General features: G+C 73.1%; 15 protein-coding genes and 1 pseudogene. 11 read left to right on the forward strand and 5 right to left on the reverse strand.

Going from position 1 to position 19,859, the window contains the following annotated elements; all coding sequences use genetic code 11:
• Positions 1–158 precede the first annotated feature (158 nt).
• The gene (locus tag I3F54_RS14320) at positions 159–1,538 is read right to left on the reverse strand and encodes a diaminopimelate decarboxylase (RefSeq protein WP_240119115.1); all 1,380 of its coding nucleotides are present in this window, start codon (positions 1,536–1,538) and stop codon (positions 159–161) included.
• 150 nt (positions 1,539–1,688) lie between these two features.
• On the opposite strand from I3F54_RS14320, the gene hutU reads away from it, so the two are divergent.
• From hutU to hutI, 4 genes are read left to right on the forward strand one after another with little or no spacing between them, the layout of a single operon-like run.
• Positions 1,689–3,353, forward strand: coding sequence for a urocanate hydratase (hutU, locus tag I3F54_RS14325; RefSeq protein ID WP_240119145.1), 1,665 nt, complete (start codon positions 1,689–1,691; stop codon positions 3,351–3,353).
• Positions 3,350–4,567, forward strand: a complete 1,218-nt coding sequence (locus I3F54_RS14330) for an allantoate amidohydrolase (RefSeq protein WP_240119116.1) — start codon at positions 3,350–3,352, stop codon at positions 4,565–4,567. The genes hutU and I3F54_RS14330 overlap by 4 nt, the downstream gene beginning before the upstream one ends.
• Entirely contained in the window at positions 4,564–5,901 is a 1,338-nt protein-coding gene (locus I3F54_RS14335) for a formimidoylglutamate deiminase (protein WP_240119117.1), read from the forward strand. The genes I3F54_RS14330 and I3F54_RS14335 overlap by 4 nt, the downstream gene beginning before the upstream one ends.
• 20 nt (positions 5,902–5,921) lie before the next feature.
• On the forward strand, positions 5,922–7,094 hold the full coding sequence (hutI, locus tag I3F54_RS14340; RefSeq protein WP_240119118.1) for an imidazolonepropionase: 1,173 nt from the start codon (positions 5,922–5,924) through the stop codon (positions 7,092–7,094).
• A gap of 164 nt (positions 7,095–7,258) precedes the next feature.
• On the opposite strand, the gene I3F54_RS14345 is transcribed toward hutI, so the two are convergent.
• Both I3F54_RS14345 and I3F54_RS14350 read right to left on the reverse strand, forming a co-directional pair.
• The gene (locus I3F54_RS14345) at positions 7,259–8,863 is read right to left on the reverse strand and encodes an RICIN domain-containing protein (protein ID WP_240119119.1); all 1,605 of its coding nucleotides are present in this window, start codon (positions 8,861–8,863) and stop codon (positions 7,259–7,261) included.
• A 223-nt stretch (positions 8,864–9,086) separates the two neighbouring features.
• Positions 9,087–9,968 (reverse strand): RNA polymerase sigma factor SigF, encoded by an 882-nt coding sequence (locus tag I3F54_RS14350; RefSeq protein WP_240119120.1) that lies wholly within the window; start codon positions 9,966–9,968, stop codon positions 9,087–9,089.
• 235 nt (positions 9,969–10,203) lie between these two features.
• On the opposite strand from I3F54_RS14350, the pseudogene I3F54_RS14355 reads away from it, so the two are divergent.
• Positions 10,204–10,575, forward strand: a pseudogene (locus I3F54_RS14355) (STAS domain-containing protein); the annotation flags it as partial.
• Between the two features lie 427 nt (positions 10,576–11,002).
• Complete coding sequence (locus I3F54_RS14360; protein ID WP_240119121.1) at positions 11,003–11,482, forward strand: ATP-binding protein; 480 nt, start codon at positions 11,003–11,005, stop codon at positions 11,480–11,482.
• A 506-nt stretch (positions 11,483–11,988) separates the two neighbouring features.
• Here the strand turns inward: I3F54_RS14360 and I3F54_RS14365 are convergent.
• Positions 11,989–13,494, reverse strand: a complete 1,506-nt coding sequence (locus tag I3F54_RS14365) for a peptide MFS transporter (protein WP_240119122.1) — start codon at positions 13,492–13,494, stop codon at positions 11,989–11,991.
• 518 nt (positions 13,495–14,012) lie between these two features.
• Here I3F54_RS14365 and I3F54_RS14370 point away from each other — a divergent pair.
• A complete protein-coding gene (locus tag I3F54_RS14370; protein WP_030653180.1) occupies positions 14,013–14,690 on the forward strand; it encodes a response regulator transcription factor in 678 nt (225 codons plus the stop codon).
• A gap of 23 nt (positions 14,691–14,713) precedes the next feature.
• Complete coding sequence (locus I3F54_RS14375) at positions 14,714–15,988, forward strand: ATP-binding protein (protein ID WP_240119123.1); 1,275 nt, start codon at positions 14,714–14,716, stop codon at positions 15,986–15,988.
• Between the two features lie 65 nt (positions 15,989–16,053).
• Here I3F54_RS14375 and I3F54_RS14380 read toward each other — a convergent pair whose 3' ends face one another.
• The gene (locus tag I3F54_RS14380) at positions 16,054–16,590 is read right to left on the reverse strand and encodes a GtrA family protein (RefSeq protein ID WP_240119124.1); all 537 of its coding nucleotides are present in this window, start codon (positions 16,588–16,590) and stop codon (positions 16,054–16,056) included.
• A gap of 384 nt (positions 16,591–16,974) precedes the next feature.
• On the opposite strand from I3F54_RS14380, the gene I3F54_RS14385 reads away from it, so the two are divergent.
• Genes I3F54_RS14385 through I3F54_RS14395 form a run of 3 tightly spaced genes read left to right on the forward strand, consistent with a single transcriptional unit; the run spans position 16,975 to position 19,834 of the window.
• Entirely contained in the window at positions 16,975–18,114 is a 1,140-nt protein-coding gene (locus I3F54_RS14385; RefSeq protein WP_308373501.1) for a 5-(carboxyamino)imidazole ribonucleotide synthase, read from the forward strand.
• Positions 18,111–18,647 (forward strand): 5-(carboxyamino)imidazole ribonucleotide mutase, encoded by a 537-nt coding sequence (purE, locus tag I3F54_RS14390; protein ID WP_240119126.1) that lies wholly within the window; start codon positions 18,111–18,113, stop codon positions 18,645–18,647. The genes I3F54_RS14385 and purE overlap by 4 nt, the downstream gene beginning before the upstream one ends.
• 8 nt (positions 18,648–18,655) lie before the next feature.
• A complete protein-coding gene (locus tag I3F54_RS14395; protein WP_240119146.1) occupies positions 18,656–19,834 on the forward strand; it encodes a dipeptidase in 1,179 nt (392 codons plus the stop codon).
• Positions 19,835–19,859 lie beyond the last annotated feature (25 nt).

Consider the following 19,859-nt stretch of genomic DNA (forward strand, 5'->3'; position numbering starts at 1 on the left):
CCTCCCGCATGGGGTCCGGTCGAGTGACGAAGAGACTACGCACCGTGCGGGCGGCAGGTGAGCGTTCTGGCATTTTCCGGTGGAACGTGCGGGGCGCGGACTAGTGTGGGTCGGCTGTCCCCATGTTCGGGCCGTCGGCCCGTGCGCGGGAGGCGCGCTCAGCCGCGCCCGGCGGCGGGCAGGGTGGTGAGGGCGCCGGCCTGCGCCCCGCCGGCCTCGGCGACGATCTCCGCGATCGGCTGCGGCTCCCGCACGACAGCGAAGGCCACGCCCCCGCGCCCGTCGGGTGCGAAGCCGTACACGCCCGGGCGGGCCAGGGAGTTGTAGGCGTAGTGGTGGGCGAAGTAGTACGCGCCCGTGTCCAGCGCCGCCGCGTGGTCGCCCGGCTCCAGCAGGGGCAGCGCCTGCTCCCGGGCCAGCAGGTCGCCCGCGAAGCAGGCCGGGCCCGCCACGTCCTGCACCACCGCCGGGCCCTGCTTGGGGTGCCCCTTGGCGTCGTAGGCGGCGATCCTCAGGGGCCAGGCGCCCGGCGCGTACACCGTCCGCGTCGCGACCTGCACCCCCGCGTGGGTGACCGCCACCGGCCGCCCGCCGGCGCTCTTGGTGTACTCCACCCGCGCCACCGTGGTGCCGTGCTTGGCCAGCAGGGACCGGCCGAACTCGGTGACCAGCCCGTACCGCCCGTCGAACAGCCCCGGTACCGCCTCCCGGAGCAGCTGCGCGTACTGCCCGTACGTCGGGGTGGTCGCGTCCGAGGCGAAGTTCACCGGCAGCCCGCCGCCGATGTCGATCGTGTCGACCTGCCGTCGACCGGCGCGGAGGTTGATCTCCTCGGCGAGCGCGTACGTCTCCGCCACGCCCCGCGTCATCAGCGACAGCGGGACGCCCTGTGATCCGGTGTGCGCGTGCAGGCGGGTCAGCCACGGCCGCTCGGCGTACGCCCGCAGCACCCAGTCGCGGGCTCCCCCGTCCCGCAGGGCCACCCCGAACTTGGAGGTCGCCGTCGCCGTCGACAGCGCCTCGATGGAGCCGCCGCCGATCTGCGGGTTGACCCGGATGCCGAGCGGCGAACGGCTGGGCGCCGACCGCGTGAGGGCGTCGAGACGGTCCAGCTCCTGCGGGTTGTCGGCGTTGACGGCGATGCCCAGCGCCAGCGCCTCGCGCAGTTCGGCGGGCGTCTTGGCGGGCGAGTCCAGTACGGTCGCCGCGGCCGGCACCCCGGCCGCGCGGGCGACGGCCAGCTCGCCGGGGCTCGCGACCTCCGCGCCGATGCCCTCCTCGTGCAGCAGCCGCAGCACCGGCACCAGGGGGGTGGCCTTCACCGCGAAGGCGTGCAGCACCGGTGTCCCCGGTGCCGTCACCGCGTCGAACGCCGCGCGCAGCCCGGCCGCGGCCCGGCGTATCCCGGTGACGTCGAGCAGTCCGACCAGCGGTGCCGCGGGGTTCAGCAGCCCCTGCTCCACCGCCGCGCGGACCGCCTCGTCCCGCCGGGCCGCCCGCTCCCGGGCCTCGCCGTCGCTGTCGTGGGCGTGGTCCACGGTTCTCCCCCTCCTGTCGCCTGCCCCGGTGGCACCGGGTACGTCCAGCCAAACACCCGCGGCGCGCCGATGCGGCCCCGCCGATGTATTGACTAGTTCTATTCAGGAAGTCAGGATGTGAATAGACGTAGTATCCGGAGGAGGCAGATGATGTCGGGACCCCGCCCCGTACGAGCACCGCGCGGCACGCAGCTGAACACTCAGGGCTGGCAGCAGGAGGCCGCCCTGCGCATGCTGCAGAACAACCTCGACCCCGAGGTCGCCGAGCACCCCGACAAGCTCGTCGTCTACGGCGGCACCGGCAAGGCGGCCCGCGACTGGCGCTCCTTCGACGCCATGGTCCGCACCCTGAGGACGCTCAGGCAGGACGAGACCATGCTCGTCCAGTCCGGCCGCCCGGTCGGCGTGATGCAGACCCACGAGTGGGCCCCGCGCGTCCTCATCGCCAACTCCAACCTCGTCGGCGACTGGGCCAACTGGGAGGAGTTCCGCCGCCTGGAGGCCCTCGGCCTGACCATGTACGGCCAGATGACCGCCGGCTCCTGGATCTACATCGGCACCCAGGGCATCCTCCAGGGCACCTACGAGACCTTCGCCGCAGTCGCCGAGAAGACGTTCGGCGGCACGCTGGCCGGCACCATCACCCTGACCGCCGGCCTCGGCGGCATGGGCGGCGCCCAGCCGCTCGCCGTCACCATGAACGGCGGCGTCGCGCTCTGCATCGACTGCGACCCGCGCGCCATCGACCGCCGTATCGAGCACCGCTACCTCGACGTCCGGGCCGACTCCCCCGACCACGCGCTCCAGCTGGCCACCGAGGCCCGCGACCAGCGCAGGCCGCTGTCCATCGGCGTCCTCGGCAACGCCGCCGAACTGGTCCCGCAGCTGCTCGCGGCGAGCGCCCCCATCGACATCGTCACCGACCAGACCTCCGCCCACGACCCGCTGTCCTACCTCCCCGTGGGCGTCGCCTTCGAGGACATGGCAGCCGAGGCGGCGAAGGACCCGGCCGGATTCACCACCCGCGCCCGCGAGTCCATGGCCCGGCACGTCGAGGCGATGGTCGGCTTCATGGACGCCGGCGCCGAGGTCTTCGACTACGGCAACTCCATCCGGGGCGAGGCCCAGCTCGCCGGGTACGACCGGGCGTTCGCCTTCCCCGGATTCGTCCCCGCCTACATCCGCCCGCTGTTCTGCGAGGGCAAGGGCCCCTTCCGCTGGGCCGCCCTCTCCGGCGACCCCGCCGACATCGCCAGGACCGACAAGGCCATCCTCGACCTCTTCCCCGAGAACGAGTCCCTGGCCCGCTGGATCAAGATGGCCGGTGAACGGGTCCACTTCCAGGGCCTGCCCGCCCGCATCTGCTGGCTCGGCTACGGCGAGCGGGACAAGGCCGGCGAGCGCTTCAACGACATGGTCGCCTCCGGCGAGCTGGCCGCGCCGATCGTCATCGGCCGCGACCACCTCGACTGCGGCTCCGTCGCCTCGCCCTACCGCGAGACCGAGGCCATGCTGGACGGCTCCGACGCGATCGCCGACTGGCCGCTGCTCAACGCCATGGTCAACGTCGCCTCCGGCGCCTCCTGGGTCTCCCTCCACCACGGCGGCGGCGTCGGCATGGGCCGCTCGATCCACGCCGGCCAGGTGACCGTCGCCGACGGCACGAAGCTCGCCGGCGAGAAGATCCGCCGCGTCCTCACCAACGACCCCGGCATGGGCGTCATCCGGCACGTGGACGCCGGATACGACATCGCCGAGTCGGTCGCCCACGAACGGGGCGTGCGCGTGCCGATGCGCGAGGGTGACGGCGCGTGAGCTTCCACAGCATGTGGGCGGAGCTGCTGCCGGTCGGCCGCAGCTCCGCCTCCGGCGGATACCGCCGCTACGCCTGGACCGGCGCCGACGCCGACTGCCGGGCCTGGTTCGAGGAGCAGGCCGCCGCCCGCGGGCTCTCCTACGAGGTGGACCGCAACGGCAACCAGTGGGCCTGGCTCGGCGACCCGGCCGCCGGTGACGCCGTCGTCATCGGGTCGCATCTGGACTCGGTACCCGACGGCGGCGCCTTCGACGGGCCGCTCGGCGTGGTCTCCTCGTTCGCGGCGCTCGACGAACTCCGCGGGAGGGGAGCGGAGTTCACCAAGCCCGTCGCCATCGTCAACTTCGGCGACGAGGAGGGCGCCCGCTTCGGCCTGGCGTGCGTCGGGTCCCGGCTCACCGCCGGCCGGCTCACCGTCGCCGACGCCCACCGGCTCACCGACGCCGACGGCGTCAGCCTCCCGCAGGCCATGGAGGCCGCCGGATACGACCCCGACGCCATCGGCCCCGACCCGGAGCGGCTCGCCCGCATCGGCGCGTTCGTCGAACTCCACGTCGAGCAGGGCCGCGCCCTCGACCTCACCGGGGACCCCGTCGGCGTCGCCAGCGCCATCTGGCCGCACGGCCGCTGGCGGTTCGACTTCCGCGGCGAGGCCAACCACGCGGGCACCACCCGGATCGCCGACCGGCGCGACCCGATGCTGTCGTACGCCGGGACCGTGCTCGCCGCCCGGCGCGAGGCCGAGGACGCAGGCGCTGTCGCCACCTTCGGCAAGATCTCCGTCGAGCCGAACGGCGTCAACGCCATCCCGTCCCTGGTGCGCGGCTGGCTCGACTCCCGCGCCGCCGACCAGGACACCCTGGACGCCGTCGTCGGCGGCATCGAGAAGGCCGCCCGCACCTACGCCGAGGCGCACGGCGCCGGCCTCGACGTCGTCCGCGAGTCCTTCACACCCGTCGTCGAGTTCGACCACGCCCTGCGCGACGAGGTCGCCCGCATCCTGGGCAAGGACACCGGACTCACGGTGCCCGTGCTGGGGACCGGCGCCGGACACGACGCCGGAATCCTGTCCGGGAGCATCCCGACCGCCATGCTGTTCGTGCGCAACCCCACCGGCGTCTCGCACTCCCCGTCGGAGTCCGCCGACGAGGACGACTGCGTGGCCGGGGTGCGCGCACTCGCCGACGTACTGGAAGGACTGGCCTGCCGGTGACCAACGGGACCTACTGGCTGGAGCACGCCTGGCTCGGCACCCGCGTCGAGCCGGGAGTCGTCGTCGAGACCGCGGACGGCAGGATCACCGCCGTCCGCGCCGGCACCGGTGCCCCGCCCCCCGGTGCGCAGGTCCTGCGCGGGCTCACCCTGCCCGGGCTGGCCAACGCCCACAGCCACGCCTTCCACCGTGCCCTGCGCGGCAGCGTCCAGGTCGGCAGCGGCACCTTCTGGACCTGGCGCGAGGTGATGTACTCCGTCGCCGACCGGCTCACCCCCGACACCTACCACGCCCTCGCCCGCGCGGCGTACGCCGAGATGGCGCTGGCCGGCGTCACGGCCGTCGGCGAGTTCCACTACGTCCACCACGCCCCGGGCGGCACCCCCTACGCCGACCCCAACGCCATGGGCGAGGCACTGATCGACGCCGCCGCCGAGGCCGGGATCCGCATCACCCTGCTCGACACCTGCTACCTGTCCTCGGGCTTCGGCGCGGAACCCGACCCGCACCAGCGGCGGTTCTCCGACGGCAGCGCCCGGGCCTGGGCCGAACGCGCCGCACTGCTCACGGCACGCGACCACGCACGCGTCGGCGCGGCGATCCACTCCGTACGGGCCGTGCCCGCCGACCAGCTGGCGACGGTGGCGGAATGGGCCGCGGAGCGCCGGGCACCGCTGCACGTGCACCTGTCCGAGCAGACCGCCGAGAACGACGCCTGCCGCAAGGCCCACGGCTGTACCCCCACCCGGCTCCTCGCCGACCACGGCGTGCTCGGCCCGCGCACCACCGGCGTGCACAGCACCCACCTCACCGACGAGGACATCGCCCTGCTCGGCGGCACCGGCACCGGCACCTGCATGTGCCCGACGACCGAGCGCGACCTGGCCGACGGCATCGGCCCGGCCCCCGCACTCCAGCTGGCCGGCTCCCCGCTCTCGCTCGGCTCCGACAGTCACGCCGTGGTCGACCTGCTCGAAGAGGCCCGCGCGATGGAGCTGAACGAACGCCTGCGCAGCCGCACCCGCGGCCACTGGACGGCCGCCGACCTGCTGCGCGCCGCCACCGCCGACGGCCACGCCGCCCTCGGCTGGGACGAGGCGGGCACCCTCGCCCCGCAGGCCCTCGCCGACTTCACCACGATCGCCCTCGACTCGGTCAGGACGGCGGGCCCGCCGCCCGGGCTGGGTGCCGAGACGGCCGTCTTCGCGGCGACGGCGGCCGACGTACGGCACACGGTCGTGGGCGGCCGGCACATCGTCCGCGACGGCCACCACACGCTCGTCCCCGACGTCCCGCGGGCCCTCGCGCGGGCCGTGGCGGCACTGAGCGCCTGACGACCACCCACGAGGACACCATGAGCAGCAGCACCGTCATCACCGGCATCGCCACCCTGGTCACCAACGACCCCTCCCTCGGCGAGGGCCCTCTCGGCCTGATCCACGACGCGGCCGTCGTCATCGACGGCGACCGCGTCGCCTGGGCCGGCGCCGCCGACCGGGCCCCGGCCACCGACCACCGGGTCGACGCCGGCGGCCGGGCGGTGCTGCCGGGCTTCGTCGACTCCCACTCCCACCTGGTCTTCGCGGGCGACCGCACGGCCGAGTTCAACGCCCGCATGTCCGGCCGGGCCTACAGCGCGGGTGGGATCCGCACCACGGTCGCCGCCACCCGCGCCGCGACCGACGAGGAACTGGAGGCCAACCTCACCCGGTACCTCCGCGAGGCCCTGCGCCAGGGCACCACGACCTTCGAGACCAAGTCCGGCTACGGCCTGACGGTCGAGGACGAGGCCCGCGCGCTGCGCCTGGCGGCCCGGCACACCGACGAGGTGACCTACCTGGGCGCGCACATCGTCTCCCCCGACTACGCCGACGACCCGGCCGCCTACGTCGACCTCGTCACCGGCGACATGCTCACCGCGTGCGCGCCCCACGCCCGGTGGATCGACGTCTTCTGCGAGAAGGGCGCCTTCGACGGCGACCAGGCCCGCGCGATCCTCACCGCGGGCAGGGCCGCGGGCCTGCACCCGCGCATCCACGCCAACCAGCTCTCCTACGGCCCCGGCGTGCAGCTCGCCGTCGAGCTCGACGCCGCCAGCGCCGACCACTGCACCCACCTGACGGACGCCGACGTCGACGCCCTCGCCGCCGGCGACACGGTCGCCACGCTGCTGCCCGGTGCCGAGTTCTCCACCCGGGCCCAGTGGCCCGACGCCCGCCGCCTGCTCGACGCCGGGGTGACGGTGGCCCTGTCCACGGACTGCAACCCGGGCTCCTCCTTCACCTCCTCCGTGCCGTTCTGCGTCGCGCTCGCGGTACGGGACATGGGGATGACCCCCGACGAGGCGGTGTGGTCGGCCACGGCCGGCGGTGCGGCGGCCCTGCGCCGCACCGACATCGGCCGGCTGACCCCCGGCGCCCGGGCCGACCTGCTCCTCCTCGACGCGCCCAGCCATGTGCACCTGGCCTACCGGCCGGGCGTGCCGCTGGTGGCGGGGGTGTGGCGGCGGGGGAACCGCGAGCTGTGAGACCGCGGGCGGCCCCGTCCGGCCCTTTGGCCGGGGCGTTCTGACGCCCGCTCACCCGTGCGGCGCGCCGCACCCGGCCGGCACGGCCGGGGCCTGTCGCGGTCGCCGACCGGCCGATCGCCGCGGCGCGCGGGGCGACCCACGCGGCCGGGCGCCGGCGGGGGTCACCGCGCTCCGGCCAGCCAGCGCTGCTCCTGGCGGCCGTCGGCCCCGCGCAGTGCCACACCGTCGTCGTACCCCGTGGGCGCGACGGCGGTCGCCGGTGCGATGTCCGGCCGGATCACGCCCTCCCCGTCCACCGTGAACCGCAGGTTCCGCCCGTTGCGGCCGTCCAGGGACGAGCACGTCCAGATGCCCACCCCGCGGTCCACGTCGCCCCGGCTGTCCAGGCAGTAGTCGGGATCGGCGTACGACTGGAGCGCGTCGCGCCCGGCGTCGTACCGCCAGCGCTGGGTGGGGGAGGAGGTGCAGGGCGCGGTGATCACGTCCGTCCCCTTGCCGAACCAGCCGTCCCGGACGTCCAGGCACCGGCCCGTGGCGGCGTTCACCACCTGCGCGTACGTGCCGTCCGGCGGCCGCGCGGCGGGAGCGGGCGTCGGGGTCGGCCGGGGGCTCGTGGTCCGTGTGGGTGCCGGTGTCGGTGTCGGTGTCGGCGTCGCCGTGCGGGACGGCGACGGGGACGGCGAGGGGGACGGAGACGCGGACGAGCGGGAAGCGGAGGGTGCCGGCGACGAGGCGGGCACCACCCGTGACGGCCCGCCGGCGGCCGGAGCGACCGCGGCCGACGTCTGCTGCTGCTCCGCCCGGCCGGGCGTCAGCAGCAGTACCAGCAGTGGTGCGAGGGCCACTCCCAGCGCCGCCGAGGCCAGGGCGACGCGGCGGGAGGGGCGCCAGGGGCTCTCCGCCGGCCGGGGGGCGCCGGCCGGCGGCGCGGGGTCGCGACGCTGCGCGTAGGCCGCCCCCGCCCAGGCCAGCAGCCCCTCGGCCAGGGCCGTGCGCGGCGTGTCCCGCAGGTCGCGCAGCTCCTGCCGGGCCGCCGTGCAGTGGCCGCAGCGGGTCATGTGCGCCTGGAGGTCGGTGCTGTGGCGTGGGCCGTCCGGCCGCACCGACTGCTCGATCAGGCGGCGGAAGTCCGCGCAGTGGGGGTCGGGCGAGGCGGCCAGGCGGTACCGCAGGCAGGCCTGGGCCAGGCCGTTCAGCGCGGATGTGGTGCCGTACGCCACGTCCGCCGGGTCGGCTCCCAGCAGCAGCGCCGTGCGCTCGGCCGGTTCCTGTTCCAGCACGGCGTACCAGATCAGCCCCTGGACGCGGGCCGGGAGGGACTCGAACGCCTTCAGCATGGGGGACGCGGGCATCTCGCCCGTGGTGCTCAGGACCAGCAGCAGACCCGGGTCCAGGCCCCGGGCCCGCTCGTCCCGCGCCCAGGTGCCCGCCGCCCGTGCCACCGACCGCAGCAGGTGGTGCCGCCAGGGCACCGGCGGGTCGATGCCGCGGGCGGTCTGCTTCGCCGCCCGGGTGAAGACCTCCGACGCCAGCTGTCGTGCCGAGGAGTCGCTCGCGGCGCACAGGCGCGCGTAGCCGAGGACCCGTTCGTGGTGCCGGCGGCGCAGCTCGCGCAGGGCCGGGTAGGCGGTGGCGGTGCGGGAGCGCAGCATGTCCGCCAGGTGGGCGTCGCTGAGTTCCTCGTACGGTGCCGCACCGTCGTCGTTCGAGGCATACACCGAGTCCTCGGTCTTCCCGGTTCGCTCGGTTCCCTCGGCCCGCGCCATCCCCGCCTCCCCCGTGTCCTGCAACAACCCGGCCCGGCAGCCCGGTTACCGGTCGGTTGGGGGGTGACCGTAGTGCATGGTGGTGGATGTGGGGATCCTGCGGAAGACGTTTCCTGCGGTAACCCCGCGATCGGTCTCCGTCACGCACATCGCCCGGCACTCCGCCGACATGCCGTCGTGGTGACGCGCCGTCGGGACACGGAGTACCGGGCGAGAGGCGGTCTCACTCCTCGACCGTGAGCCCCTTGCGCAGTCTCACCAGGGTCCGGGTGAGCAGGCGGGAGACGTGCATCTGGGAGATGCCCAGTTCCTCGCCGATCTCCGACTGGGTCATCCCCGCGACGAACCGGAGGGAGAGGATCTTCCGGTCGCGGGGCGGGAGTTCGGCGATCAGCGGCTTCAACGACTCCACGTACTCGATCCCTTCGAGCCCGTGGTCCTCGTACCCGATGCGGTCGGCGAGGGCGCCCTCCGCGTCGTCCTCCTCCGGCTGCGCGTCCAGGGAGGAGGCGGTGTAGGCGTTGGAGGCGGCCATGCCCTCCACCACCTCGTCGTTGCTGAGGCCCAGGCGCTCGGCCAGTTCCGTGACCGTGGGGGCGCGGTCCAGCTGCTGGGCCAGCTCGTCGCCGGCCTTCGCCAGGTCCAGGCGCAGTTCCTGAAGTCGGCGCGGTACGCGCACGGACCACGAGGTGTCGCGGAAGAAGCGCTTGATCTCGCCGATGATGGTCGGCATCGCGAAGGTGGGGAACTCCACGCCACGGGAGAGCTCGAAGCGGTCGATCGCCTTGATGAGGCCGATCGTGCCGACCTGGACGATGTCCTCCATCGGCTCGCTGCGGGAGCGGAAGCGGGAGGCGGCGAACTTGACCAGGGCGAGGTTCAGCTCGACGAGCGTGTTGCGGACGTACGCGTACTCGTGGGTCCCTTCCTCAAGGGACTCGAGCCGCTCGAAGAGGGTCTTGGACAGGGCCCGGGCGTCCACGGGGCCCACCTCGTCGAAGGGGGGTATCTCCGGAAGACCGGCAAGAATGTCGTCCGCTGGGGGTGTCGACGTCGCTGTACGGGTATGCGAGGCGTCGAGCCGGGGTGACATGATGTCCTCCATCGTTCTCGGCATATGGCTGCCGAAGCCGGTACGTGCACTGCGGTGTGCGGCGCCTCCAAAGCCGGCCGTGTCGGGTACGTGTCCCTACTAGCCCTACCCGCTTCCCCGAGCCCGCCGCAAGTGCGATACGTGCGGAAATGTCCGTTTGTGGGTGGTTGTTCGGCTGTTGAGGCGCGCACAGAAGGCGTATGTTCGAGGGCGTCAGTAAGGCATGACCTCGGGAGAGAGAGACGGCATGGACCGCGGGACGGTCGGCAGTGCACAGTCGGGCCGGCTTCTGGTGGAGGTGCGGGAAGAGGGCTCCAGTGCCGTCGTGACCGCCGCGGGTGAACTCGATCACCACACCGCCGAGCTGCTCAGTGAACCGCTCGACGCGTGTCTCGCCAAGGGCTTCAGCCGCCTGGTCGTGGACTGCACCCGGCTCGACTTCTGTGACTCCACCGGCCTCAACGTCCTCCTCGGCGCCCGCCTGAAGGCGGAGGCGGCCGGGGGCGGTGTCCATCTGGCGGGCATGCAGCCCGTGGTGGCCAGGGTGTTCGAGATCACCGGGGCCGAGCTGGTCTTCACCGTCCACGACACCGTCGAGGCCGCCCTGGCGGAGGGCTCCGGCGGGACGGACGGCACATCCGGGGCCGAGGAGGCCTCCGGGTCCGGGGCGCTCACCCGGTCCCCCGGGACACGCGAGAGCCCCGGGGGACGGGAGGATCCCGGTGGAACGGGCCAGGAATCCCCGCAGGAACCGAAGAGCCCCGGGGGCGGGCGGACGTCCGCGCCCCGCACGGCCGGCGAGGACACAGAAGCCGATGAGGCCGACTGAACGGTCCCGCACCCCGGCGGCGCGCCCCGTCCCCCGTCCCGGGCGGCGCGCCGCCCGCATTCCCCACGACCCGTGCCGTCCCGCACGACGCACCGAACCAAGGGGTGTTCCCTTCGTCCGGTCGGGCAGGAGACATCCTGGACCACTGTCGGTCCACGACGTCATGACGTCACGACTTTTCCGTCCTGAACTGGTGAATCGGTGAGGTGAAGCGCTGATGAGCACCACCCGGCCCTACTCGCCGGGCTCCCCCGAGCCCAGCGGCGGCGCTTCCGGCACGTCGACGGGCCGTCAGGTTCGCACGCTGAGCCTTGAGGGCCAGAGCGGTGTCGTGCCGCTCGCCCGGGACTTCGCCCGGCAGGCGCTGTACGCGTGGGGCTGGCTGCCCGCGGCCACCGCCGACCAGCGCGCCGCGGCCGAGGACGTCCTGCTCGTCGTCTCCGAGCTCGTCACCAACGCCTGCCTGCACGCCGAGGGCCCGGAAGCCATGAAGATCGCCTGCGACAAGAAGGTGATCCGCATCGAGGTCTCCGACCACGGCACGGGCCACCCCGCACCCCGCACCCCGCACCGCGCAGGCCGCCCCGGCGGCCACGGCATGTTCATCGTGCAGCGGCTGTGCCTGGACTGGGGCGTCGTGCGGACGCCCGGCATGGCCGGCAAGACCGTCTGGGCCGAACTGGGCGCGCCGGCCTAGCCCGCGCGCCCCTCACCCCCTCCCGCATGCGTGTCGGATCCCCGGAGATCCGGCGCGCGCTGTCTTCCCCGCCGGCTCTCGCGCCTGCACCCCCGCACGATCCCCGACAGGCTGCCAGATGCGTTTTGACGCCCCGTCAGGCGCGCTGGGCTGCCGGGCGGTGCGGCATCCGTGCGGCGCCCGCCCCGCCCATGCCCGGCGGGCCGCCCGTCCAGTGCTGAGGGCAGCCTCCGCGCCGTGGGCGCCGCTGCTCCGTGCCGGGCGTGGGGCGGGCTGTTACGGGGACGGGGTCGGGGCGGCCGGGTCGGGGCCGGGAGCGGACACGGAGAACGCGCTGGGGGCCACCGCATCCTCCTGATGCGGTGGCCCCCAGCGGGCCGCTCCGGGCGGCGGGCGGCGGGCCGGGCGCGCCGTCTGGGTTGCCCGGCCCGGAAGGGCGCGGGGAACCGCGCGACCGGCCACGCCGGCGCCGCCCACGGCGCATCGCGCCGCCTGCGGCGGCGTGCTCAGTGCACGTCGCCCATGAGGCCGTTGACCTTCCTGCGGTACATCCACACCGCCGCACCGGCGAGGACGGCGAGCGCGGCCTCCAGGGCGACGAAGCCGGTCCGGTCGAGGTCGACCCCGCCGACGGCCGGGTTGGACACCAGCGCGGTGATCGAGTCGCCCGCGGTGACCGCGAGGAACCACACGCCCATCATCTGCGAGGCGTACTTCCTCGGCGCCATCTTCGTCGTCACCGAAAGGCCCACCGGCGACAGCGTCAGCTCGGCCACGGTCTGCACGAAGTAGACGGCGACCAGCCACATCGCCGCGGCCTTGTGACCGCCCCCGGAGATCGACAGCGGGGCCAGGAAGAGGAAGAACGACGCGCCGATCAGCACCAGTCCGGAGGAGAACTTCACGATCGTGCTCGGCTCCTTGCCGCGCCGGTTCAGCCACAGCCACATCCAGGCGAAGAGGGGCGCCAGAGCCATGATCATGACCGGGTTGACCGACTGGTACCAGGAGACCGGGAACTCCCAGCCGAGGACCGAGTTCTCGGCCTTGCCGTCGGCGAACAGCGACAGCGTCGAACCACCCTGGTCGTAGATCATCCAGAAGATCGCGGCGGCGACGAAGAACCAGACGTACGCCCGGACCTTGGACCGTTCGGCGCCGTCCAGGTCCTTGTCCCGCAGGATGCGGCCGATGACCAGGATCGGCACGATCAGGCCGACGAGGGTGAGCGGGATCAGAGCCCAGTTCAGGGTGAAGTGGCCGCTGAAACCGACGGCGCCGTAGAAGACCGCGGCGACGGCCAGCCAGAGCAGGCCCCTGCGCAGCGTGGCGGCCTTCTCCTGGGCCGACAGCGGGGTGGGGACGACGTGGCTCTCCTCGCTCAGGTGGCGGCTGCCGAGCAGGTACTGGGCCAGACCCAGGGCCATGCCGAGCGCGGCCAGCGCGAAGCCGAAGTGCCAGTTGACGTTCTCGCCGACGGTGCCGATGATCAGCGGCGCGGCGAAGGCGCCCAGGTTGATGCCGATGTAGAAGAGGGTGAAGCCACCGTCGCGGCGCGGATCCTCGGGGCCCTTGTAGAGGTGGCCGACCATCGTGGAGATGTTGGCCTTGAGCAGGCCCGAGCCGAGGGCGACGAGACCGAGGCCGGCGAAGAAGGTCGCGGCTGACGGAAGAGCCAGGCACAGGTGGCCGAGCATGATGATCAGGCCTGAGACGGCGACCGTCCTGCGGGGGCCGAGCAGACGGTCCGCGACCCAGCCGCCGGGAAGGGCGAGCAGGTACACGAGGGACACGTAGACCGAGTAGATCGCGGTCGCGGTGCCCATCCCCAGGTGCAGGCCGCTCGGGGCCACCAGGTACAGGGGGAGAAGGGCTCGCATGCCGTAGTAGGAGAAGCGCTCCCACATCTCGGTCATGAAGAGGGTGGCCAGGCCGCGGGGGTGGCCGAAGAAGGTCTTCTCGGAGCCGGGGGTGCCCGGGTGGACCGAGTCCTTCGTCAGGCTGGACGCCATGGTCGTTCCTTGCTGGTCGGGACGCGCGGCGGAGCGTTGCGCGCCCGGTGGGGGGCAGCCGGCACCGGCACGTCGGCCCGTCCGCCCCCACGCCCGAGGGGAGTCCGCTCCGGATCGCGGAGCGGGGACGGTGACCACCGGGATCCACGCCTCGGCGCACGTCGGCGCGCCAGGCCCGGCCACAGGTCATTCCTTTCAGGGCCGGGGGGAGCCGGCCCGCACACAAAGAGGACCTTCGGCGTCAAGTCGTCGCCAAAGGTCCCCGCGGTGCTACAGGCGTTGGTTCACCATACGGCAGGACAGTGCCTGATATGGAAGGACTTGAGATATGGATCACAGGTGATCATGGAGCTGTGGGCCACCTTTCGAAGGTCCCTGACAGGATGACACCACCCCTTGCAGGTCCGGACCATTCGCCGGTGTGTGTCGGCGGGAAAAATGCACCGGTTCGTCCTGGGTAAGAACCGCTCGCAGTGATCACACCCCGGCGCCATTGCGGGGCGGACTACCATCACCACATGACCCGTGTACTGCTCGCCGAGGACGACGCGTCCATCTCGGAGCCGCTGGCCCGCGCACTGCGCCGGGAAGGGTACGAGGTCGAGGTGCGCGAGGACGGCCCCGCCGCGCTCGACGCCGGAATGCAGGGTGGCGTCGACCTCGTCGTGCTGGACCTCGGTCTGCCCGGCATGGACGGGCTGGAGGTCGCCCGCAGGCTGCGCGCCGACGGCCATACCGTGCCCATCCTCATCCTGACCGCCCGCGCCGACGAGGTGGACACCGTCGTCGGCCTGGACGCGGGCGCCGACGACTACGTCACCAAGCCCTTCCGCCTCGCCGAGCTGCTCGCCCGCGTCCGGGCCCTGCTGCGGCGCGGCGCGGCGGAGCCGCAGCAGCCGCCCGCGACCCACGGCGTGCGCATCGACGTCGAGTCGCACCGCGCCTGGATGGGCGACGAGGAACTCCAGCTCACCGCCAAGGAGTTCGACCTGCTGCGGGTGCTCGTGCGCGACGCCGGCCGGGTCGTCACCCGCGACCAGCTGATGCGCGAGGTGTGGGACACCACCTGGTGGTCCTCGACCAAGACCCTCGACATGCACATCTCCTGGCTGCGCAAGAAGCTCGGCGACGACGCGGCGAACCCCCGCTACATCGCCACGGTTCGAGGCGTGGGCTTCCGCTTCGAGAAGAGCTGAGCCACCACCCCGGGTAAGAGGACATGCGCCGCCGTCTCATCCAGTCCACACTCGCCGTCGTCCTGGTCGTGATCGCCGTCTTCGGGGTCTCGCTCGTGATCGTCGAGACCCGCACCATCAGCAACAGCGCCCAGGAGCGCGTCGACCTGGAGGCCCTGCGGCTCGCCAGCATCGTCGACAGCCGGCTGCTGAGCAGCGAGGAGGTCACCGCCGAGATCCTGGGCGGGCAGGTCACCGAGGAGCGCTACGCCGTGGTGCGGATGCCCGGGAAGCCACCCATCGAGGTCGGCACCCGGCCCACCGGCGAGGTCATCCGTTCCCGGGAGGCCATGGGCGACCAGGGCGAGACCGTCGTGGTGGAGGAACCGCGCTCGACGGTGACCGAGGAGGTCGGCCGCACCCTGCTGATCATCGGCCTGGTGGCGCTGCTCGCGGTGATCGCCGCCGTGCTCCTCGCCATCCGCCAGGCCAGCCGCCTCGCCTCCCCGCTCACCGACCTCGCCGAGACCGCCGAACGCCTCGGCTCCGGCGACCCCCGGCCGCGGCACAAGCGGTACGGCGTCCCCGAGCTCGACCGGGTCGCCGATGTGCTGGACGCCTCGGCCGAGCGCATCGCCCGGATGCTCACCGCCGAGCGGAGGCTGGCCGCCGACGCGTCCCACCAGCTGCGCACGCCGCTGACCGCGTTGTCGATGCGGCTGGAGGAGATCACCCTCACCGACGACCCGGACACGGTGAAGGACGAGGCGAACGTCGCCCTGGGCCAGGTGGAGCGGCTCACGGACGTCGTCGAACGCCTGCTGACCAACTCCCGCGACCCGCGCAACGGCTCCGCGGTCACCTTCGACCTCGACGAGGTCCTCCAGCAGCAGATCGCTGAGTGGCGCCCCGCCTACCGCAGCGCCGGCCGTGCCATCGTCAGCTCCGGCAAGCGGCACCTGCACGCCGTGGGCACCCCGGGTGCGGTCGCGCAGGTCCTGGCGGCGCTGATCGAGAACTCCCTGATGCACGGCGGCGGCACGGTGGCGCTGCGCACCCGCGTCACCGGCAACCAGGCGGTCGTCGAGGTCACCGACGAGGGCCCCGGCGTCCCCGCCGACCTGGGCGCGCGGATCTTCGAGCGCACGATCAGCGGGCGCAACTCCACGGGCATCGGTCTGGCCGTCGCCCGTGACCTCGCCGAGGCGGACGGAGGCCGCCTGGAGCTGTTGCAGACCAAACCGGCCGTCTTCGGGCTCTTCCTCTCCCGCACACCCCCGGCGAAGAAGACACCGGACGACGCACCGACCGTCCGGTAGCCGTTCGGGCGGTCCGAGACCGGCGGGCCGCCGTCACGGGGCCGGAGAGCCGGCCGCCGGGTGGATCAGACCCACTGGCGGGGCCGCACCGGCTCCGCCTCCTCCAGCAGCGCGTCCGCGCCGTCCGCAAGGCTCGCCACCGGCCCCGGCCGGTCGGGTACGGCCCTCGGGTCCGGCGCCGGAAGCGCCCGGAACACCCAGGTCCGGTAGGACCAGAAGCGGAACAGCGTCGCCACGGCGATGCCGAGGAACTTGAAGACGTTGCTCTGGAGCGGGCTGTCCCAGCCCAAGCCGTACGTCGCCGCGTACAGCAGCCCGTTCTCGATCACCAGGCCCACCACGCTGAACAGCAGGAACAGCGACAGTTCCCTGGTACGGCCGCTCTTGTCGCGGTCGCGGTAGGTGAAGTACCGGAAACCCAGGTAGTTGAAGATGATCGCGACGACGGTCGCGACGATGCTGGCCCGCACCACCGGCAGCTCGGTCACGTTCCGCACCAGGTTGAAGACGCCGAGGTTCACCAGCAGCCCGGCGCCTCCGACAGCGCCGAACCTGGCAGCCTCGTGCACGAGGCGGCGCAGCCCTGAGGTACCACGTCCCATGGGCGAGCAAGCCCCCGTCCTTAACGGTTTCGTCAACCCAGCCATGCTAACCACCCCCGTCCTCGGGCGCGGGTTCTGCGCTCGCACCCGGCCGGTCGAAGCAGCAGGGTCCACCGCCCGGGTCCCCCGTCGTCCGGCCCCGACACCCGGGGCGGGCGAAGCCCGGCGCACCGGCCGGAAGCGGCCGGAGAACCGCAGGTGACGGCGGGGCGTGGCGGGGCCCGGCGCCGGTGACGGCGGGTGACCCGGGGATGACCGGGGGCCGAGCCCGGGAACGGGCGGCGAGCGGGGCGCGGACACGGGAGTCAGGCGCGGGGCGGCGGGGGGAACCGGCGGGAACCGGCCGGAAACCGGTGGGTGCCGGGCTGCCGATACCCTGGGAGCGTGACGTTCCCGGTAGTCGGCATGGTCGGCGGTGGCCAGCTCGCTCGTATGACACACGAGGCGGGCATCCCGCTGGGCATCAGGTTCAAGCTCCTCAGTGACACTCCTCAGGATTCCGCGGCACAGGTCGTGAACGATGTCGTCGTCGGCGACTATCGCGACCTGGACACGCTGCGCGCCTTCGCACGCGGCTGCGACGTGATCACCTTCGATCACGAGCACGTTCCGACCGAGCACCTCAGGGCCCTGGAGGCGGACGGCATTCCCGTGCGCCCCGGGCCCGATGCGCTCGTCCACGCCCAGGACAAGGGTGTGATGCGGGCCGGGCTCGACGCGATCGGCATCCCCTGCCCACGGCACAGGATCGTCTCGGATCCCGCCGACGTGGCGGCCTTCGCCGCAGAGGGCGACGGCTTCCCGGTCGTCCTGAAGACCGTGCGCGGCGGGTACGACGGAAAGGGCGTGTGGGTCGTCCGCTCCGCGGAGGAGGCCGCCGAGCCGTTCCGGGCGGGCGTCCCGGTCCTCGCCGAGGAGAAGGTCGACTACGTCCGCGAGCTCGCCGCCAACGTCGTGCGCTCCCCGCACGGCCAGGCCGTGGCCTACCCGGTGGTGGAGTCGCAGCAGGTCGACGGCGTCTGCGACACGGTGATCGCGCCCGCCCCCGACCTCGACGACGAGCTGGCCCTGAAGGCCGAGCAGATGGCCCTGACCATCGCCGGGGAACTCGGCGTCGTCGGCCACCTCGCCGTCGAGCTGTTCCAGACCCGCGACGGCCGCGTCCTCGTCAACGAGCTGGCGATGCGCCCGCACAACTCGGGCCACTGGACCCAGGACGGCGCGGTCACCTCGCAGTTCGCCAACCATGTCCGCGCGGTCCTCGACCTGCCTCTCGGCGACCCGCGCCCACGCGCTCCGTGGACCGTCATGGTCAACGTCCTGGGCGGCGACTTCCCCGACATGTACTCCGCGTACCTGCACTGCATGGCCCGCGACCCCCGCCTGAAGATCCACATGTACGGCAAGGACGTGAAGCCCGGCCGCAAGGTCGGCCACGTGAACACCTACGGCGACGACCTCGACGACGTGCTGGAGCGCGCCCGTCACGCTGCCGGCTACCTGAGAGGCACGATCACCGAATGACCACCGCTGCCGGCCCCGTCGTGGGCATCGTCATGGGGTCCGACTCCGACTGGCCCGTGATGGAGGCCGCCGCCAAGGCCCTCGACGAGTTCGAGATCGCCTACGAGGTCGACGTCGTCTCCGCGCACCGCATGCCGCGCGAGATGGTCGCCTACGGCGAGCAGGCCGCCGACCGCGGCCTGAAGGTGATCATCGCGGGGGCCGGCGGCGCGGCCCACCTGCCCGGCATGCTCGCCTCCGTCACCCCCCTGCCCGTCATCGGCGTCCCCGTGCCGCTGAAGTACCTCGACGGCATGGACAGCCTCCTGTCCATCGTGCAGATGCCGGCCGGCGTCCCTGTGGCCACGGTCTCCGTCGCCGGCGCCCGCAACGCGGGCCTGCTCGCCGCGCGGATCCTCGCCGCCCACGACGAGGAACTGTTCACCCGGATGCGCGACTTCCAGCAGGACCTCAACGACCAGGCCACCGAGAAGGGCAAACGCCTGCGCTCCAAGGTCGACGGCGCGGGCAGCGGCTTCGGTTTCGGGAAGTGACAGCGACGATGACCTCCTACGACGAGGCCAGGGAACTCCTCGCCGAGTTCCCGGTGGCCGACGGACACAACGACCTGCCCTGGGCGCTGCGGGAGCAGGTCCGCTACGACCTCGACGCCCGCGACATCGCCGCCGACCAGCGCGCCCACCTGCACACCGACCTGCCCCGCCTGCGCGCGGGCGGCGTCGGCGCGCAGTACTGGTCGGTGTACGTCCGCTCCGACCTGCCCGACGCGGTGCCGGCGACACTGGAGCAGATCGACTGCGTACGGCAGCTCATCGCACGCCACCCGCAGGACCTGCGGGCCGCCCTGACCGCCGCCGACCTCGACGCCGCCCGCGCGGAGGGCCGCATCGCCTCCCTCATGGGCGCCGAGGGCGGCCACTCCATCGCCAACTCGCTGGGCACCCTGCGCGGCCTGTACGCGCTCGGCGTGCGCTACCTGACGCTCACCCACAACGACAACGTGGACTGGGCGGACTCGGCGACGGACGTCCCGGCGGTCGGCGGGCTGTCCGCCTTCGGCCGGGAGGTGGTGCGGGAGATGAACCGCCTCGGCATGCTCGTCGACCTGTCCCACGTGGCGGCCACGACGATGCGGGACGCCCTGGACACCTCCACCGCCCCGGTGATCTTCTCCCACTCGTCCTCCCGCGCGGTCTGCGACCACCCGCGCAACATCCCCGACGACGTCCTCGAACGCCTCCCCGCCAACGGCGGCGTGGCGATGGTCACCTTCGTCCCGAAGTTCGTCCTCCAGGCCGCCGTCGACTGGACGGCCGCCGCCGACGAGAACATGCGCGCCCACGGCTTCCACCACCTCGACACCACCCCCGAGGCGATGAAGGTCCACCGCGCCTTCGAGGAGCGCACCCCCCGCCCGGTCGCCACGGTCGCCACGGTGGCGGACCACCTCGACCACATGCGCGAGGTCGCCGGCATCGACCACCTCGGCATCGGCGGCGACTACGACGGCACGGCCTTCACCCCCGACGGCCTGGACGACGTCTCCGGCTACCCCAACCTCGTCGCCGAACTCCTGGACCGCGGCTGGTCCAAGCCCGACCTCGCCAAGCTGACCTGGCGCAACGCGGTCCGGGTCCTGGGCGCGGCGGAGGACGTCGCCCGCGACCTCACCTCGACCCGGGCTCCGTCGAACGCGACGATCGAGGCGCTGGACGGCTGAACCGGCGGCAGGGCGAACTGCCCGG

The sequence above is a fragment of the Streptomyces sp. MUM 2J genome, from assembly GCF_022414535.1.
Classification (GTDB): Bacteria; Actinomycetota; Actinomycetes; order Streptomycetales; family Streptomycetaceae; genus Streptomyces.

What these genes read in the sequence shown, in the direction of transcription:
- I3F54_RS14395 (WP_240119146.1), top strand. Translation starts at nt 18,656, where the DNA reads ATGACCTCCTACGACGAGGCCAGGGAACTCCTCGCCGAGTTCCCGGTG.
- hutI (WP_240119118.1), top strand. Translation starts at nt 5,922, where the DNA reads ATGAGCAGCAGCACCGTCATCACCGGCATCGCCACCCTGGTCACCAAC.
- purE (WP_240119126.1), top strand. Translation starts at nt 18,111, where the DNA reads ATGACCACCGCTGCCGGCCCCGTCGTGGGCATCGTCATGGGGTCCGAC.
- I3F54_RS14365 (WP_240119122.1), bottom strand. Translation starts at nt 13,494, where the DNA reads ATGGCGTCCAGCCTGACGAAGGACTCGGTCCACCCGGGCACCCCCGGC.
- I3F54_RS14375 (WP_240119123.1), top strand. Translation starts at nt 14,714, where the DNA reads ATGCGCCGCCGTCTCATCCAGTCCACACTCGCCGTCGTCCTGGTCGTG.
- I3F54_RS14360 (WP_240119121.1), top strand. Translation starts at nt 11,003, where the DNA reads ATGAGCACCACCCGGCCCTACTCGCCGGGCTCCCCCGAGCCCAGCGGC.
- I3F54_RS14345 (WP_240119119.1), bottom strand. Translation starts at nt 8,863, where the DNA reads ATGGCGCGGGCCGAGGGAACCGAGCGAACCGGGAAGACCGAGGACTCG.
- I3F54_RS14350 (WP_240119120.1), bottom strand. Translation starts at nt 9,968, where the DNA reads ATGGAGGACATCATGTCACCCCGGCTCGACGCCTCGCATACCCGTACA.
- I3F54_RS14370 (WP_030653180.1), top strand. Translation starts at nt 14,013, where the DNA reads ATGACCCGTGTACTGCTCGCCGAGGACGACGCGTCCATCTCGGAGCCG.
- I3F54_RS14380 (WP_240119124.1), bottom strand. Translation starts at nt 16,590, where the DNA reads ATGGGACGTGGTACCTCAGGGCTGCGCCGCCTCGTGCACGAGGCTGCC.
- hutU (WP_240119145.1), top strand. Translation starts at nt 1,689, where the DNA reads ATGTCGGGACCCCGCCCCGTACGAGCACCGCGCGGCACGCAGCTGAAC.